Here is a 17,359-nt window from a genome sequence, read left to right on the forward strand (position 1 = left end):
CCGTAAAACAACAGCTATAAAAAACGGCTGAAAGCATGAACCTCTCTTTTCAGGGTCTGCCTTCAGCCGCTTTTCCTTTCCAGCAAGCGGTTACAGAGAATCGCTGAAGGCTGAAAGCACTTTTTTATTTTTTCTGTTTAAATCTTCACAAAAGAACAGCTGTTATTACCTCATGAACCAAACAGAAAGTCATCCGATTCAACCCAGTTTGCGGCTTCTTTCAAAACCTTCTGAATCTCTTCAAATGTACAAAGAACTTCTCCACCCACTTCCTCAGAGAAAACTTGCCCACGCTGCATCTCCAGCCAGTTTAATAAAGACACAACCTTTGATGCACCAATCAGAGTAAAAAGCGGCAGTAATTTGTGAGCCATAGCAGTTATTCCATTCATATCTTTGTCTAACAATGCTTGCCGCATCTGCCCGACATTCTTACCTGTCTCTTCTATAAAAGTCTGAACAATGGAGCATGCCGCTTCCGCATCGTCATCAGAATAAGCAGTCAGTGCAGAGAAGTTGATTCCGACAGTTCCCATATCCTCTGCGGCATGCGCCTCATCTGCCGAAAGTTGCCCTTCATTAATCGTCACAAGCAATTCCTTTACTGTAAACGGTTTATGCAGACAACCGGCAAAGCCATGTTCATGTAAAGCAGCTTTATCCATCTCACTGCGGGCGGTCACAGCAATGACAGGGATTGTTTTTGCTTGCGGTATATTAGAAGCCCGCAATAGCTTTACCAAATCAAAGCCGTTAATGGCAGGCATTTGTATATCTGTCAACAATACATCGAAGACGGAGGTGCGAAGTTGTTCAATCAGTTGCTCCAACTGTTCGCAACATACCGCATCCATACCATGTTGCTTTAACATAGCAGCGGTCAGATTCAGCTGAATCTGATCATCATCAATCAACAGAACACGGATTACTTTCATTGATGAAATCGCAGCCGGTTGCTCTGTCATATCCGTATTTTCATGTTCGTCAGGTTCACTCTCTGCAATAGATTCACCAACGGGATACAGAGGCAGAATGACCGTAAAACAGCTCCCCTCACCCAATGTACTCTGTACGTCGATTGTTCCCTCAAGCAAGGCAACCAATTTCTTCACGATAGAGAGTCCGAGTCCGAATCCTTCTTCCCCCTGCGCACCGGAAAGACGTGTAAACTCTTGGAAGATCCGTTCACGATCTTCCGGCGCCATTCCTTTTCCGGTATCGGCTATGGCAATGGTTAACTTGGAAGAATCATAACCGGCCGTCAGACTAATTCCTCCCTGTTGAGTAAATTTCACGGCATTGGACAAAAGGTTATTCACTATTTGACGGAGTCGCAAAGGATCGCTGATATATCTTCCGTTCAGCTCCGGAGCGACATGACATTGCAAGACCAATCCTTTGGCGGCAGTCAAAGGTTCGAAACTTACATAAATTTCATCAAATAGCTGGGAGGGGTTAAAGGTGACCCGATTCACTTCCGCTTTATTGAGATCAAGCCGGTGGAAGTCGAGCAAGTCACTGACCAATTTCAATAGATGTTCCGAAGAGCTTTTCATATTGTCGAGATAGAAACGCTGCCGCTGATCTTCTGTCAGCCGGAACAGGAGTTCGGTATATCCCATAATTGAGCCCAACGGAGCTTTGAAATCATGGGTAATGGTAAGCATTAATTTCTCACGGGCGACAAGCAAATCCTCCGCCCGTTTATTTGCTACCTCCAATTGCTGGCGGTAACGATTGCTGCGGGAGATATCCCGCATAATCAATATCAGGAAAAAAGCCGATAACAGTACGGCACCCACTGCGATACCGCCGATGATACGCGCCGACCGCATCCTCACCTCCTGCTGAAGTTCGGCATCCTGACGGGCACGCAAGATCATTTCTTCCTCATATTGTTTAATCAGACTATCCATCCGTGCCGTCAGCTGCGTATTCATCCGCTGGTATTTGGTACTGGTACGCCGGATGGTCCTCCTTCGCTGCAATCGTTTTTCTTCGGTAGCCATGCGGATTTTCTGCTGGAGAGAGTCTTTAGAAGCTGCCGGTTGAAGAATGGTATCGGTGGCGACTTCCAACGATGTGTTAACTAATACGGCACTGTCTTGTTTGGAAGGGGCAAACACCTCGGCGAGTCGTTTAAAGAATCCCTTTTTCTTAGGCGCAGTGATTAAAGAGTCACGCTTGGTAATGACCCGATGTTGTACTCGCTGCCGGATAATAACAGAATCTTGTTCGGAAATGATTTCTTCAATCTCCGAAGCAGAGAGGAGACTGTCGTTTGCTTCACTTAGCACCCGCAACATCTGAATCGTATTTTGATCTTTCTCATGGAGAAGGGTCAACAGACTGTCTGTTCTTAAATTCTGTTGATTGTCAGCAGCCGACAATGCCTCCATCTCACGATGTACAAATACCAGCGAGAAAAGGAGAATCGCCAGTAATAGAGTGTAACCGACGGTTATTTTCAACTTTGTAAAACGGAAGGAAGCCATTGGGAGTAGGTGTTAAGTGGCAAGAGGAGGCTCGGGGAGTCTCGTCATGTAATGAAAACGCCACCAAAGCATCAGTCCCGCACTTGTCAGTCCAAAAGGGAACGCCATCCAGACTCCTACGATCCCCCATTCCATCACAAATCCACAGAAATAACCTACGGGAAGTGAAATAATGAAATAAGCGATAAAAGCAATGAACATCACCAGCTTTACATCCGAAGTTCCACGCAAAGCGTTGGCGAAAGTAATCTGCAACCCGTCACCAAACTGATAGAGAAAGAAAGGAAAGAGTAGAGATGTCACCATAGTAGCAACCTCCTGACTATCGGTAAACCAGCTTCCCAAGTAATCACGGCAAAGGAAGACGATCAAAGAAAGTACAACACCCAATATCATCATCAAATGAAAACCGGCATAAGCGGAACGGCGTACGTTGACGATGTCGTTCTGCCCCTTGAAATTGCTGACACGGACTGCTACGGCAGCCCCCATACCGAAATACATCATGAATGTAAACTGCGAAATAGCCAACATGACTTGATGAGAAGCCAAAGCAATAGTACCCAGCCACCCAATCATTATCGCACTCAAACTAAAAGAGGCTGTCTCCATCCCCATCTGGAAAGCAACCGGCCATCCGAGCTTATTCAAACGGCTAAATATGTTCCGGGACCATCCCAAACGGAAGAATCCGATCTTATAGCGGATAAAGCGCGGACTATGCATAAAGATGGCAATAAATATAATCACCATCACGATGCGCGAGAACAGGGTGCTGATACCTGCTCCCAACAAACCTAATTCGGGCAATCCAAGTTTTCCATAAATCAGGATATAGTTTCCTATGATATTCAGGACGTTACCACCCAGCATTATCCACATCGCAGTTTTTGTATCTGTGATTCCGTCGGTAAACTGTTTGAATCCATTGAAAAGCATGACAAACAGCAATGAGGCAAGTAGAACAAGGTAATAAGGTTTAATCAGGGGAATCAGTTCTTCCGGTTGGCCGAGATGCTCTATGTTCAGGTAAAAAACAGTCATACATACAGTCAGCAGCAAAGCAACCATCAGATTTGCCAGCAAACTGTTGCGCAACGCCTGGCCGGCAGGAGCATACTGACGGGTTCCATACAGACCGCCCACAATGGGAGTCAATCCATACGAAAACCCCGTACTGAAAATAATGACCAGATTGAACACATTGTTTACGAAAGAAGCGGCTCCCAGTTCAACCGTACTATGATGTCCAATCATCAACGTATCTGCAAATCCGAGTATGATCACCCCTATTTGCCCGATTACAATAGGTAATCCAAGATAAATCAGTGCTTTGTAATGATCCTTGTATTTATCAAATCGTCTCTTCATCATCGTAATCCGTGCTCCATTTGAAATCCTCATTTACTTTTATAGTAAAGTATAACTCCATTCTCCTTCCGGAAAGCAGATTGCGCCACCCTTTGCAATTGCTCCGCTGTGACAGAGCGATAACAATCCACCTCTTTTTCCATGTCTTCCGCCCGTCCGAGCAGTTCGTGCCAGGCCAGGTTGGTTGCTACATTCAAATAATTAATGTTGCCGAATATCTGGGTAGACTCAAATTTATTCTTCACTTTCTCCAATTCCTGTCCGTCAACCGGTTCTTGTTGCAGCCGATCCAGTTCTTCCCTCACCGCTGCCTCAGCCTGCTCAAGGGTAACACCCGCCGAAGGCTTTCCGCAAATATGGAACAATCCCGCATCTACACTGCCGGAAATATAAGCGTCTATGCTAGAGAACAACTGCTTCTGTTGCACCAAACGCTGATTCAAACGGCTGGAACGGCCGTTACTCAATATATCCGACAGGATATCGAATGCATAATAGTCCGGATGGTGATGACCGGGCATATGATAAGCCATAAACAGGGAGTCGAGAGGAACATTTCTCTCCACTGTCAGCCGGCGTTCTTCCGTCTGCTCCGGTTCTTGAAGGAGATTCCGCAAAGGAACTTCCCGCCGAGGAATAGAAGCGAACCATTTCTCCGTCAAAGCGACTGTTTCCTCAAAAGAGATATTACCGGTCACAGCCAATATAGCATTATTGGGAGCATAAAAACGGAAAAAGAATCTCTTCACTTCATCCAATGTAGCATTGGCAATATGCGACAATTTTTTCCCGATAGTAGGCCACTGATAAGGATGCACCCGATAAGCCAAAGGACGTAAAAGATGCCCTACATCTCCATAAGGCTGGTTCAGACAACGTTGCTTGAATTCTTCCATTACCACCCCCCGCTGCACTTCCAGACTCCGGTCACTGAAATCAAGGCTCAACATCCGGTCGGACTCCAACCAAAAGCCGGTTTCTACATTCTGACGAGGTACAGTGAGGTAGTAATTGGTTATATCATTGTTCGTCCAGGCATTATTTTCTCCACCCGCCAATTGAAGCGGTATATCATAATCGGGAATATTCACCGACCCTCCGAACATCAGGTGTTCGAACAGATGGGCAAAACCGGTATGCTCGGGATCTTCGTCGCGAGCTCCTACATTATATAATATATTAAGGGCAACCATCTGCGTACTTTCGTCCTGCGAATGTACCAGACGTAACCCATTATCAAGAATATGCCTGTTTATTTTCATCTGATTCAGTCAAGTATGGTCACCTTGGTAATTTTTACATCCTCTTCGGGACGATCGCTACGGTCTGTCTTCACCCGTTGGATTTTGTCTACAACATCCATACCTTCCACCACTTCGCCGAATACGGTATATTCACCGTCCAAATGCGGAGTGCCTCCTACTGTTGTATAGGCTTCAATCTGTTCCGGAGTGAAATGGAATTCCGGTTGTTTGGCAGCCATCTCCTGTGCCTGTGCAAACAGTTTTTCCTGCAAATCATAAAGACCGTTTTCGTCATTTTCTTTCCGCATCTTATAGATTTCTTTCATGTGTTTCTGCGCCAGCGTGTTGAAAATAACATTCACCTTATTTTCATTCATCTGGTTTTCCATCCCCAGCAAGGTAGAATCATTGAACACCTTACCCGTTACGATATAAAACTGGCAACCGGAAGATTCTTTCTTCGGATTCACACTGTCTCCCTGACGGGCAGCCGACAAGGCGCCTTTTTTATGGAAATATGTAGGATATACAAATTCTGCGGGAATAGTATAACCCACATCTCCGGTACCCAACATTTTTCCTTTCGGCGCATTCTTTGAGTCCGGGTCACCCGCCTGAATCATAAAATCTTTGATAACACGATGAAACAACGTACCTTCATAAACCCCGTCTTTCACCAGTTTAATGAAATTATCGCGATGCTTCGATGTCTCATTATAGAGCTTTACCTTGATTTCTCCTAAAGTGGTTTCAATCTTTACCAATGTTTCTTTATCCATGTCTCCTCCTTTTTTTGTTCCGGTTTTGCAGGCGGTTAGTCCGCAAAACGATATGATTAATATGATCAATAAAATCTTTTTCATAACGCTTTTATTTAAATTAAGTCTGCAAATATACCATTTTCACCTAAATCCTCTTACCTTTGTAGCTTAAAAGAATCAAAACCTGACATGATGAGCTCTATATTGATCGTTGAAGATGATATCACTTTTGGAATGATGCTAAAAACCTGGCTAGGCAAAAAAGGCTTTGAAGTATCATCAGTGAGTAATATTGCCCGTGCCCGGAAACATATCGAAAGCCAAAGCGTCGACCTTATTTTATCAGACTTGAGACTCCCCGACCACGAGGGCATCGATCTACTGAAATGGATGAACGAACAAAACATTGATATTCCTTTAATTATCATGACCGGTTATGCAGATATACAATCGGCTGTGCAAGCTATGAAACTGGGAGCACGTGATTATATCGCCAAACCTGTGAATCCGGAAGAATTGCTGAAAAAAATTGCAGAATCCTTACAGACCGGAAAGGTTTCGGTGACTCATAATACCACCCGATCTTCCTCTAAAAGAAGCACTTCCGTTTCATCTAAAGATTCAACAGAAAATCATCATACCTATCTGGAAGGTGAAAGTGATGCAGCCAGACAACTTTACAACTATGTAGCTCTGGTAGCTCCTACCAACATGTCCGTACTTATCAACGGTTCCAGCGGAACAGGAAAAGAATATGTGGCACACCGCATCCACCAACTCAGTAAACGAAATGACAAGCCGTTTATTGCCGTAGATTGTGGCTCTATCCCCAAAGAACTGGCGGCTTCCGAGTTTTTCGGTCATATAAAAGGTTCGTTCACAGGAGCCTTGACAGATAAGACGGGAGCTTTCATTGCTGCCAACGGCGGTACTATTTTTTTGGATGAAATCGGGAATCTCAGTTACGAGGTACAGATACAACTGCTCCGTGCCTTGCAAGAGAGAAAGATACGTCCGGTGGGCTCCATGCAGGAAATATCAGTAGACATCCGTCTGATATCCGCTACCAATGAAAATCTGGAACAAGCCATCGAAAAAGGAACTTTCCGTGAGGATCTTTATCACCGTATCAATGAATTTACGTTAAAGATGCCTGACCTGAAAGAGAGAGAAGAGGACATTCTGCTCTTTGCAAATTTCTTCCTTGATCAGGCAAACAAGGAACTGGACAAGCATCTGATAGGCTTTGATGCAAAAGCATCACAGGCTTTACTGAACTATCATTGGCCGGGTAACTTACGTCAAATGAAAAATATCGTGAAAAGGGCGACCTTACTGGCACAAGGAAGCTTCATCACTCTTCTTGAACTTGGGAGCGAACTTCTGGAGACTCCGGTATCCGGTAGCACAAGCATGGCATTACGCAATGAAGATACCGAAAAGGAACATATTCTGAAAGCATTGCGCCAAACCGGAAATAATAAGAGCAAAGCTGCACAGTTACTGAATATTGACCGGAAGACATTATATAATAAACTGAAATTATATAATATCGATTTGTAGCAAGTTATTTCTTGTATTTTCTCAAGTAGTTTATAAAAGATCTATATTTCTCCCATATATTTAGAAGGAGATACCCCAAAATGTTCCGTAAAATGTTTGCGGAGAGTGCGGGTATCCGAATAGCCGACCATTTCCGTTATCTCCTGAATCGAGTACCGGTTTTCCAGAATCAACGAAGCGGCCTTACTGATGCGAATACTCCGAATCATGTCTATCACAGACAAGTCACTACGCTGTTTTACTTTACGGTATAGTGTAGGCTGGCTCATATTCAGTTGTTCAGCCAACATCTTGACATTGAAATTCTCATTAGGAATATTCGCTTCTATAACATGGACTAATTGTAACAGAAAGGCGTCTTCCGGTTCCCTTTCTTCCGATTTCTGTTTCAGCATCAAAGCTTTGGTATAAATCCTCTTCAACTGTTCACGCTGCAAAATCAGGTTATCGACCTTCGCTTTCAGGACTTCAGGGTTGAAAGGCTTCATCATATAATCATCTGCCCCGCTACGCGAACCTTGCAGGATGTCCGCATCTTCTGCTTTAGCCGTCAGCATCAAAATAGGAATGTGTGCTGTCTCTTGTTGTGAACGAATTTCCTCACAACAAGTAAAACCGTCTTTTACGGGCATCATCACATCGGAAATAATTAAATCAGGAAGCTTTTCTTTCGCCATGCGCACACCTTCTTCACCATTGCCGGCTTCATATACCATATACTTGGAAACAAACAAACTCCGAATATATTCGCGGACATCTTCATTATCTTCAATGATTAATAGGCCTTTTGGGGCAACCGTCTCTTGCATGCCAATTCCCGGTTTCAAAGAAGAGGATTCCTGCTCATTGTTTTGCGTCGTATGCTCCTGTTGGCAATCAACTATTTCATAAGCATCTTTTGCAAAATGTTCTTTCCCGTCAGGAATGTATAAGACGAATGTACTTCCTTCACCCGGCATACTCTCTAATGTCACCAAACCATGATGCAAGTCAATGGTATTCTTCACAATATGCAACCCGACCCCTATCTTTGTCGACATCTCCGGCACATTTTCTCCTGTAATGAACGATTCGAAAACATGTTTCTGTAAATCCACCGGAATCCCTGTCCCCGTATCAGAAACAACTATCTGGCAATAGCCCTGTCCATCTTTCAACATACGGGAAACAGAAAGCGAGACACTGCCTCCCGAAGAAGTGTACTTAAAAGCATTCGAAAGAAGATTCTGTATCGCCGAAGCTATTTTAGGCCTATCTATCCAATACATGAGTTTTCTTTCAGGCAAATTAACTTCAAAACGCAGGCCTCTGATTTCTGCCATTTGCCGGAAGGGTTCCGACACGCTCTTTATCACTTGCACCAAATCACTCTCTGATAATTGGAGTTTTACCATCCCTGCCTCTATTTTCTGCACATACAGCAAATGATCTACCAAAGTATGTAACGAAGTGGCATTCTCGTACATGATCTGCAACTTCTTATAGAAAGGCTCCAACACAGTACCTTGTTTTATCAATTCCTGCAATGGAGCAAGGATCAAAGTTAACGGAGTACGCAGTTCATGGGCAACTCCCGTAAAAAAGTTCTCACGTTCCAGACGTATCTGGTGTTCTTTCTCACGTTCCATCCTGACGGTCAGTAATTCATGCTTCATCTGCATTTCATGTTCCAGACGCTTTTGACGCATTTTTATCAACCGTATGCAATACATTATTCCAACCGACACCAGCAAGAATATGAAAATACGAAAAATTAAAGTGTTGCTCCAATGAGGAAGAATGACTATTTTCAAAGAAGTCACAGGACCGGCCTGTCCGTCCGGATAAATACTCCTTACTTCAAAGACATAATCTCCGGCTGCCAAATTGGTATATACAGCCTTTTCTCCATCATCAGATATTAACCAACTCTCCTGATAAGGTAAAAGCCGATAGTTATATTTCTGCTGTTCGTTTGAATAAGACAAATTATTAAATATTAAAGCAATGTCCCGATTAGCATGATTCAATATCACCTGTTCTGTATAAGAAATCATCTTGTCAAGCACAATCTGATTGTTTATCTCTTTTCCTATTTCAACGGAGCGATTATCAACTTCCAAACCTGTTATCAAAACCCGCTCATTATTCGGCCAAGCATCTATTTCATCCGGCTCAAAATAAGTCAGGCTTTGGTTATTGCCGAAAAACAAAGTACCACAACTGAACAGTGCAGAACGATTACTCCCTGCTATATAATAGTTGTAAAAAAGATGTTGATGGCGGCTATAACGTGATATTCCCGAATTACTACCCAACCAGATATGCCCCTTAGCATCTTCCACGACACATCCGATAAAGTTACTACACAATCCGTCGGCAGTTGTATAAAACTCACTGATTGCATCTTGAGAAGGTGAAAGAATGGCAAAACCATCAGTATAGCCAACATATAAGTTCCCATCTGAAGACGCCAATAATGAACGTACCGAATGATAATCAAGCTTAAGACTTTGCTCATAGCCTTTACGGGCTGCCATATTACCGGAAGCTGATTCTACAACCCTGCATACTCCCTGTTCACTTGTCCCCAGCCACATTGTTCCATCTTCCGTTTGGGCAAGAGCACGCACCCAGATAGTCCCTTTTTCATTCAACCAACGATCTACCGGCAATTTCACACAAATCCCTGTCTGCTGTTCATATAAAAGGAGTCCGTGCTCCGTACCTATCCAAAGCCTTCCTTTCTGATCCATATACAAAGCCCATACGGGAGACTTGTTGACAGTCCCGTCTATCACCAAAGACCGGTTTATAAACTTGCCGAGTCTGGTATTATAAACAGTCAGCATACCATTCTTATTTCCAAACCAAAGGTTTCCAACGGAATCTTTCAACGCACATAATATGGTTTCTTCGGAGTTCTCCTTTTTAACATCCACTGCTGAAAAACGAAGCTTTCCATTTTGAATATACGGCGTATCACTCCGCATTATCCCTTTATGAAAGGTGGCCAACCATATATGCCGCTCATCATCCATAATCACACTACATATTTCATTATGCCTGTCCTGATAATAGCGGTTATAAAACTGAGACCTCAAGTCCGAATACATCACTCCACCGCCATTGGTGCCAATCCACAAAACACCATTCGGATCATAAAAGGCAGAAATCATCCTAGTTTCAAGATTCCGATGAATTTGCGTATAAGCATAGTTATATATTTCTGAAGTCAATTCCTCTTTTTTTTCTCCATCCGGCATCAGTAAAGTATAACCGCTCCATGTAGCTGCCAAATAACGGTTATTTCCGATATATATAGTTTCATAAACATCTGTATGGGAAAGGAGATTTTCCTTCCCCGTTCCACCATAAGAAATACGGTCAATATGTCCCGTGTATGTATGATAACGAATAATTCCTCTTGCCAACGTCGAAACCCACACAATCCCTTGCCTGCTCAAAACAGAAGTGATTTGCAATGCCTTTCCATTATCCAGTGAGACTTTTTTATATATTTCCGAAGTATCCGTACAGAATAAAAACAAATCCCCTTTATTGGTTGTCAACCAAATTCTATCCTTTTTTTCTCCATCATAACAAATAGCACTAAAGAAAGCATTTTGTTCAGGCAACAAATCGTACTCTTTTTGCAACCCGATACGGACAGTGACCGTATTCCTTTCCGGTTCTACCTGCTCCTCCCATCGGCATAACAACAATCTATTTCCGATCACTCCCCAAAAAGAAGATTCGTCAACAGGTAATACATGATTGAAAACAAATTTTTCCATTCCGGAAGCAAAAGATACAGGGATAAAAGCTTCCCGCTTCCGGTTGTAAGCATGAAAAGTTCCATTGGAAACGACCCCCAGATAATCATGAGACAAACGCACGATAACAGCATTCGGAAGATAGCTTTCCTGCGGCTTGAAATTTCTGACAGTTCTGCCATCATAACGGCTTATCCCGTCATTCGTTCCGAACCACATAAATCCATCATCATCTTTATGTATGGAAGTTATTGTATTATCGGCCAAGCCATCCTGCATCGTCAGCAAACGAATGTCTTTATCAAAAAAAGCATGCACAAGATTGATCGGGCAGCTACTTACAATCAAAATAAAAAGAATTAGATTTAAGTACTTCATCATTTTTTGTTTTGATGCAAATAAACCAACTTATAACCGAATACACAAAAAAAAGTTATAAAGAAATGATGTTTGAATTAAACATGTATACTAAATGAAAAGAATATGCATATTCTGGAAATCCTTATTCGCGTACTTTTGCACTATAGTATAACAACCTCATGTTTAACTTTAATCAAAATGCAATGAGAAGACTTAAATCATTACTCTCCATGTTGTTGCTCAGCATTAATATCATGTATGCGCAGCAAATCAACATTAAAGGTACGGTCACTGACAAAAAGCTCAATGAGCCCATAATTGGTGCCAGTGTGATAGTAAAAGGAAGTACCAATGGAACAATTACCGATTTCGATGGTAAGTTTACTCTTTCCAATGTTCAGGTAGGAAATATGCTGGTCATATCCTATATAGGTTACCAGACTAAAGAGATTAAAATCACTTCTGAAAAACAATATTCTGTTTCCCTGGATGAAGATACCCAGACATTAGACGAAGTGGTTGTAGTAGGATTCGGTACCCAGAGAAAAGCCAACCTGACCGATGCCGTAGCAACCGTAGACACTAAAATGCTGAATTCACGTCCGGTAACCAACTTAGGACAATCGCTGCAAGGTACAGTTCCCGGTCTAAATCTGTCTGTCGGAAACCGAGGTGGTGAATTAGGACAAACATTGGATATCAACATTCGTGGTACTGGTACCATATCACAAGGTTCCAATGCAGCAACTTTAGTGTTAATCGACGGAATTGAGGGGAATATGAACAATCTGAACCCTGACGATGTAGAGTCTATTTCTGTTTTGAAAGATGCCGCATCAAGTTCCATTTATGGTTCCCGTGCCGCCTTTGGTGTAATCCTGATCACAACCAAAAAAGGAAAAGCTGGAAAAATAAACGTCACTTACTCTGGAAATGCCCGTTACTATGGTCCCAACCACCTGCCCGACTTAATGAATTCATGGCAGTTTGCCAATTATTTCAATGAAGGTAATGCGAACTCAGGCTCCCCCAATCCCATTTTTGACGCAGATACCATGGATCGCATCCAAAAATATATGAACGGAGAAATCAACACCAGCACTGTTGCCAATTCTAACGGCAACTGGCAATTCCATGAAAAAGCCAATGACAATGTAAACTGGTACAAAAAACAATATAAATGGTCATGGTCGCATGAGCACAATCTGAATATAAGTGGCGGTACTGATAAAAGCCAATATTATGTTTCTGCCAATTATTTAAATCAAGACGGGAATTTACGTTTTGGTGAAGATACATATGACCGCATTTCTACAAACGCCAAATTCAATGCACAACCGTACAAATGGTTGGATATTGAGGTTAACACCAAATATGTACATACCGACCTCGACAACCCATTCTATACCGACTTGGACGGCTTGCTTTATCATGACATTGTACGTATGTGGCCTACCATGCCATTTGAAGACCCGAACGGACACTATATGCGTAACGGCAAATTAGCGCAATTGACGAATGGCAGCCGTTCGAAAACCAGTAATGATAATGTATATCTGCAAGGCCAAATGGTATTTCACCCGATGAAAGGTTGGAATATTTATGCAAATGCAGGTTTACGCCTTATCAGCCAATTAAAGAGACAAAATCTGAACAAAGTATATGAATATAATGTAGAGAATGAACCGCTGTTACTTTCTTATGGTTCAAATTACACTGCGGGACAAACCGGTGCCATGCAGCATTGGACAAAAGCCAATCATCTGACTACCAGTTTATATACTGATTATTCATTCTCTATCGACCAGCACATGTTTAAATTCATGGCCGGTGTCAATACAGAAAAATACAACAATCGCTATCTATCAGTCAAACGTATGGACCTGATATCGGAAAATGTTCCGGAAATCGGTTCAGCTACCGGAGAGGATGTTATCAATGAAGCAAGTGCATATTCGTGGGCGACGGCAGGTTTCTTCGGTCGTATCAACTACGATTACTCTAACAAATATTTTTTTGCGGCAAACTTACGCTATGACGGTTCTTCACGTTTCCTGCGCAAAGATCGCTGGGGAGTGTTCGGCTCTTTCTCTTTAGGCTGGAATATAGCTGCCGAGGAGTTCTTTTCTGTAAACAAAGACATCATTAACCAATTAAAACCACGTTTCTCCTGGGGTACATTAGGAAATCAAAATACAAAATCATATTATCCGATGTACTTATTACAGACCGTCAAAGTGAACGGTGGAAGTTGGTTAATGGGAGATTCCAAACCGTCTGTTGCAAATGTTCCGGGAACAATCAGCAGTTCTCTGACTTGGGAGACCGTTAAATCACTGAATGTAGGTTTCGACTTGGGTATGCTCCGCAACCGTCTTACAGTCAACTTCGATTACTTTGTCCGTAAAACACTTGACATGGTAGGTCCCGCATCTGAAATAGCAGGCATCTATGGAACAGGTATGCCACAAACCAACAATACCAATCTCCGCACAAAAGGTTGGGAACTGGCAGTAGCATGGCGCGACCAAATAGGGCAAGTCAACTATAACGTAGGATTCAACATTGCCGACTCACGTTCTTTCGTAGACAAATATCCCAATGCGGACAAATCGATCAAGACCTATTATGAAGGACAGGAACTGGGAGAAATCTGGGGATATGTAACTCATGGCATTGCCAAAAGCCAAGCAGAAATGGATGAATGGACAGCCAAGAACAATCCTTCCTGGGGTTCAGGCTGGGGTGAAGGTGACATCATGTACACCGACTTGAATAATGATAACGTAATTAATGAAGGAGCCAATACCGTAGATGACCCGGGCGACCGTAAAATTATCGGTAACTACACTCCTCGTTTCCGTTTCGGAGTCAATCTGGGACTAGAATGGAAAGGATTGGATTTCAGTATGTTCTGGCAGGGAGTGGCCAAACGGGACTTGGCCTTGACAGGAGCTATGTTTTGGGGACTTTCCGGTGGTGAATGGCAATCAACAGGTTTCAAAGAACATTTGGATTATTACCGTCCGGAAAATACAAACTCTGTATTCGGTCCCAATACAGACGCCTATTTCCCCAGAATTTACATGGGCAAAGATATGAACCAAAAAGTACAGACCCGCTACTTGCAAAATGGTGCCTATGCACGTCTTAAAAATATTCAAATAGGATATACATTGCCTAAGCAGATTATCAACAAACTATGTATGCAGAATCTCCGTGTATTTGTCAGCGCCGAAAATGTATTGACCATCAGCAGTTTGCCAGGAGGATTTGATCCGGAAACAACTTATTCTGTCTATGGAGATGAATTTTCCGGTAAGACATATCCGCTCCAAAGCACAATTTCATTTGGTATTAATGCAACATTCTAAACAATCAGAACATATATGAAAAAGATATTATTATATACATTCATGGTCGCATCAGGCATATTTGCCTCATGTAACGATTATCTGGACTGTGAACCAATTACAAATGTTAGTACAACAGTCTATCTTTATTCCGAATCAGACCTAGCCGCTTATGCAGCTAAATTCTATAATGACAGCGAAAATGAAAATAATGACGAATATGGAAACATTCTCCCGTCACATGGTTCAGGCAGTTATAACATGGGACTCTTTGATGATGACAACGGGACTGACAACCAAACAGCCGACACGCCCAACAAATTACTTGTAAAGGGACAGTCCTATGTTGGTGACGAGAATCTTTGGTATAAATACTTCCGAAAGATTCGTGCAACCAATTATTTCCTACAGAGTGTGCCCCAACGTTTTGAGAATGGAGAAATCACGGGTAATGATGCCAATATCAAACATTATATCGGTGAGGTCTACTTTTTCCGTGCCTATATTTATTTTATGGCATTGCAAAATCTAGGAGATTTCCCTATTATAAAAGAAGTGATAGCCGATGATTATGATGTTGTACGTGAAGCATCCAAACGCCGGCCACGTAACGAGGTAGCCCGTTTCATTCTTTCTGACCTGGACAATGCCTACAACTACATGTTGCCCACCGCTCCTGTAACCAACCGCCTGAATCGGGATTGTGCAGCCTTGGTAAAAAGCCGCGTAGCCTTATTTGAAGGCACCTGGGAAAAATACCATAAAGGTACTGAGTTTGTTCCCGGTGGTCCCGGCTGGCCCGGTGCAACGATGGATTATCTGAAAGACTTCCACATCAACATTGATTCCGAAATCAGATACTTTCTGGAGCAGGCTGTCGAAGCCGCCGACATCGTGGCCAAAGCTCATCCTATATTAAACAACAATTATGCGGCAATGTTCAACTCCGTAGATTTGAGTGGAATGAATGAAGTTTTGTTATGGCGCAAATATAGTTTGAGTTCTGAAGCAACTTCCTATCATTTTGTAGTAAGTTATCTACAGCGTAACGGTGGCGGTAATGTTGCTTTCACACGTTCAATGGTAGACTCCTACCTGATGAAAAACGGTTTGCCGATTTATGCCGACAATTCCGACTATCAAGGTGACGGTTCTTACGAAGAGCTATTCGCCAACAGAGATCCCCGCATGGATCAAACCATCCTTAAAACCGGGGATCTCTTATCTGACAGTCCCAACTTGGTAGAGTACATAAAAAATGACGGTAAAGGTTATTTCTATCGGGCTCCAATTTTCGAAGGACAGATTGAAAACAGCAATGCTACCGGTTACTCTCTCCGCAAAGGCTTAAATACTTCCGGAAGCATGCAGGCAACTAAAGAGTCTTACACCGGATGTCCCATATTCCGTGCGGCGGAAGCTTATCTGAATTATCTGGAGGCATACTATGAATTACATGGAAATTTGCAGGGCAACTGTGACACTTATTGGAAAGCTCTCCGTACCCGTGCCGGTGTAGATACAGACTATCAGAAGACAATTGACAATACCATCATGGAAAAAGAAAAAAATGACTGGGGAAGTTATTCCACCGGAACTCAAGTGAATGCAACATTATACAATATCCGTCGTGAACGTCGAATAGAATTGGCTGCCGAAGGACATCGCATGAATGACTTAAAACGTTGGAGAGCTCTTGACCAAGTACAGAATGTACACATTCAGGGATGTAATTTCTGGGAAAGCATTTACCAGCTGTACACAAATCCGCAACCCGAAGACGCGGCTTCCACACTTGCAAAAATGACATTGACAGAATACGGAACTACGGAAGAGACCGCCAACGTTTCATCACGTAATGACCAATACGCAGAAGGAAAATATTTATTACCTTACCGTAAAAATAAAGCAAATATAGGATTTGACGGGCTTAACTGGAATACCGCCAAATACTTGTACCCAATAAGCAACCGGGAATTCCGCTTAACGACCGCAGTAGCCGGTTCTGGCGACTTTGACAGTTCCAGTATCTATCAAAATCCTGGATGGAGCAAGAATGACGGTACATTGCCTGTAGGCGATTAGAAGACAGGTCAGTTTTCTGCTAATGGCAAAGAGTACCGACCTTTGCAGCAGTATCAGGGAGGAAAAAGTTGTCTTTCACCAAAATAACTTTACCTCCCTACTACCATACATGAAATAATATATGTATCTTTACCCATTATAAACGTCGCCATGCAAAAGATAATTTACCCTTTGGAATCTATCAGCGGAGCTATATTTTCGTCGCTGTCTGTTATTGCCCAGCCAACTCCTAATCTTCTTTTCATCATGGCTGATCAATATCAGGGTATAGGAAAGATGCTCCCCAAGCAAAGCGGGCAATTCTACAAACAATTAAAAACATGGTTAAACCAGACTCATGATCCAATTGCCAATTATCTGACCACACAATAA

Annotated in this window: 9 protein-coding genes; 4 read left to right on the top strand and 5 right to left on the bottom strand. The window is 42.7% G+C overall.

What is annotated here, in order from left to right:
* Window positions 1-170: 170 nt before the first annotated feature.
* From AB9N12_RS04355 to AB9N12_RS04370, 4 genes are read right to left on the bottom strand one after another with little or no spacing between them, the layout of a single operon-like run.
* The gene (locus AB9N12_RS04355) at window positions 171-2,495 is read right to left on the bottom strand and encodes a hybrid sensor histidine kinase/response regulator (protein ID WP_369890008.1); all 2,325 of its coding nucleotides are present in this window, start codon (window positions 2,493-2,495) and stop codon (window positions 171-173) included.
* Between the two features lie 12 nt (window positions 2,496-2,507).
* Entirely contained in the window at window positions 2,508-3,866 is a 1,359-nt protein-coding gene (locus AB9N12_RS04360) for an MATE family efflux transporter (protein WP_369892801.1), read from the bottom strand.
* Window positions 3,867-3,895: 29 nt separating this feature from the next.
* Complete coding sequence (locus AB9N12_RS04365; protein WP_369890009.1) at window positions 3,896-5,128, bottom strand: M16 family metallopeptidase; 1,233 nt, start codon at window positions 5,126-5,128, stop codon at window positions 3,896-3,898.
* A 5-nt stretch (window positions 5,129-5,133) separates the two neighbouring features.
* Window positions 5,134-5,973: a peptidylprolyl isomerase gene (locus AB9N12_RS04370; protein ID WP_369890011.1), complete on the bottom strand. Its 840-nt coding sequence runs from the start codon at window positions 5,971-5,973 to the stop codon at window positions 5,134-5,136.
* A gap of 87 nt (window positions 5,974-6,060) precedes the next feature.
* Here AB9N12_RS04370 and AB9N12_RS04375 point away from each other — a divergent pair, with 87 nt between their 5' ends.
* Complete coding sequence (locus AB9N12_RS04375) at window positions 6,061-7,434, top strand: sigma-54-dependent transcriptional regulator (RefSeq protein WP_369890014.1); 1,374 nt, start codon at window positions 6,061-6,063, stop codon at window positions 7,432-7,434.
* Window positions 7,435-7,475: 41 nt separating this feature from the next.
* On the opposite strand, the gene AB9N12_RS04380 is transcribed toward AB9N12_RS04375, so the two are convergent.
* On the bottom strand, window positions 7,476-11,567 hold the full coding sequence (locus AB9N12_RS04380; RefSeq protein WP_369892802.1) for a two-component regulator propeller domain-containing protein: 4,092 nt from the start codon (window positions 11,565-11,567) through the stop codon (window positions 7,476-7,478).
* Window positions 11,568-11,752: 185 nt separating this feature from the next.
* On the opposite strand from AB9N12_RS04380, the gene AB9N12_RS04385 reads away from it, so the two are divergent.
* From AB9N12_RS04385 to AB9N12_RS04395, 3 genes are all read left to right on the top strand, one after another.
* The gene (locus AB9N12_RS04385) at window positions 11,753-14,923 is read left to right on the top strand and encodes a SusC/RagA family TonB-linked outer membrane protein (protein ID WP_369890015.1); all 3,171 of its coding nucleotides are present in this window, start codon (window positions 11,753-11,755) and stop codon (window positions 14,921-14,923) included.
* Window positions 14,924-14,938: 15 nt separating this feature from the next.
* Window positions 14,939-16,987, top strand: coding sequence for a RagB/SusD family nutrient uptake outer membrane protein (locus AB9N12_RS04390; RefSeq protein ID WP_369890018.1), 2,049 nt, complete (start codon window positions 14,939-14,941; stop codon window positions 16,985-16,987).
* Window positions 16,988-17,137: 150 nt separating this feature from the next.
* Window positions 17,138-17,359, top strand: coding sequence for a hypothetical protein (locus AB9N12_RS04395; RefSeq protein ID WP_369890020.1), 222 nt, complete (start codon window positions 17,138-17,140; stop codon window positions 17,357-17,359).

Source organism: Bacteroides sp. AN502(2024) (assembly GCF_041227145.1).
In the GTDB taxonomy this organism is placed as follows: Bacteria; Bacteroidota; Bacteroidia; order Bacteroidales; family Bacteroidaceae; genus Bacteroides.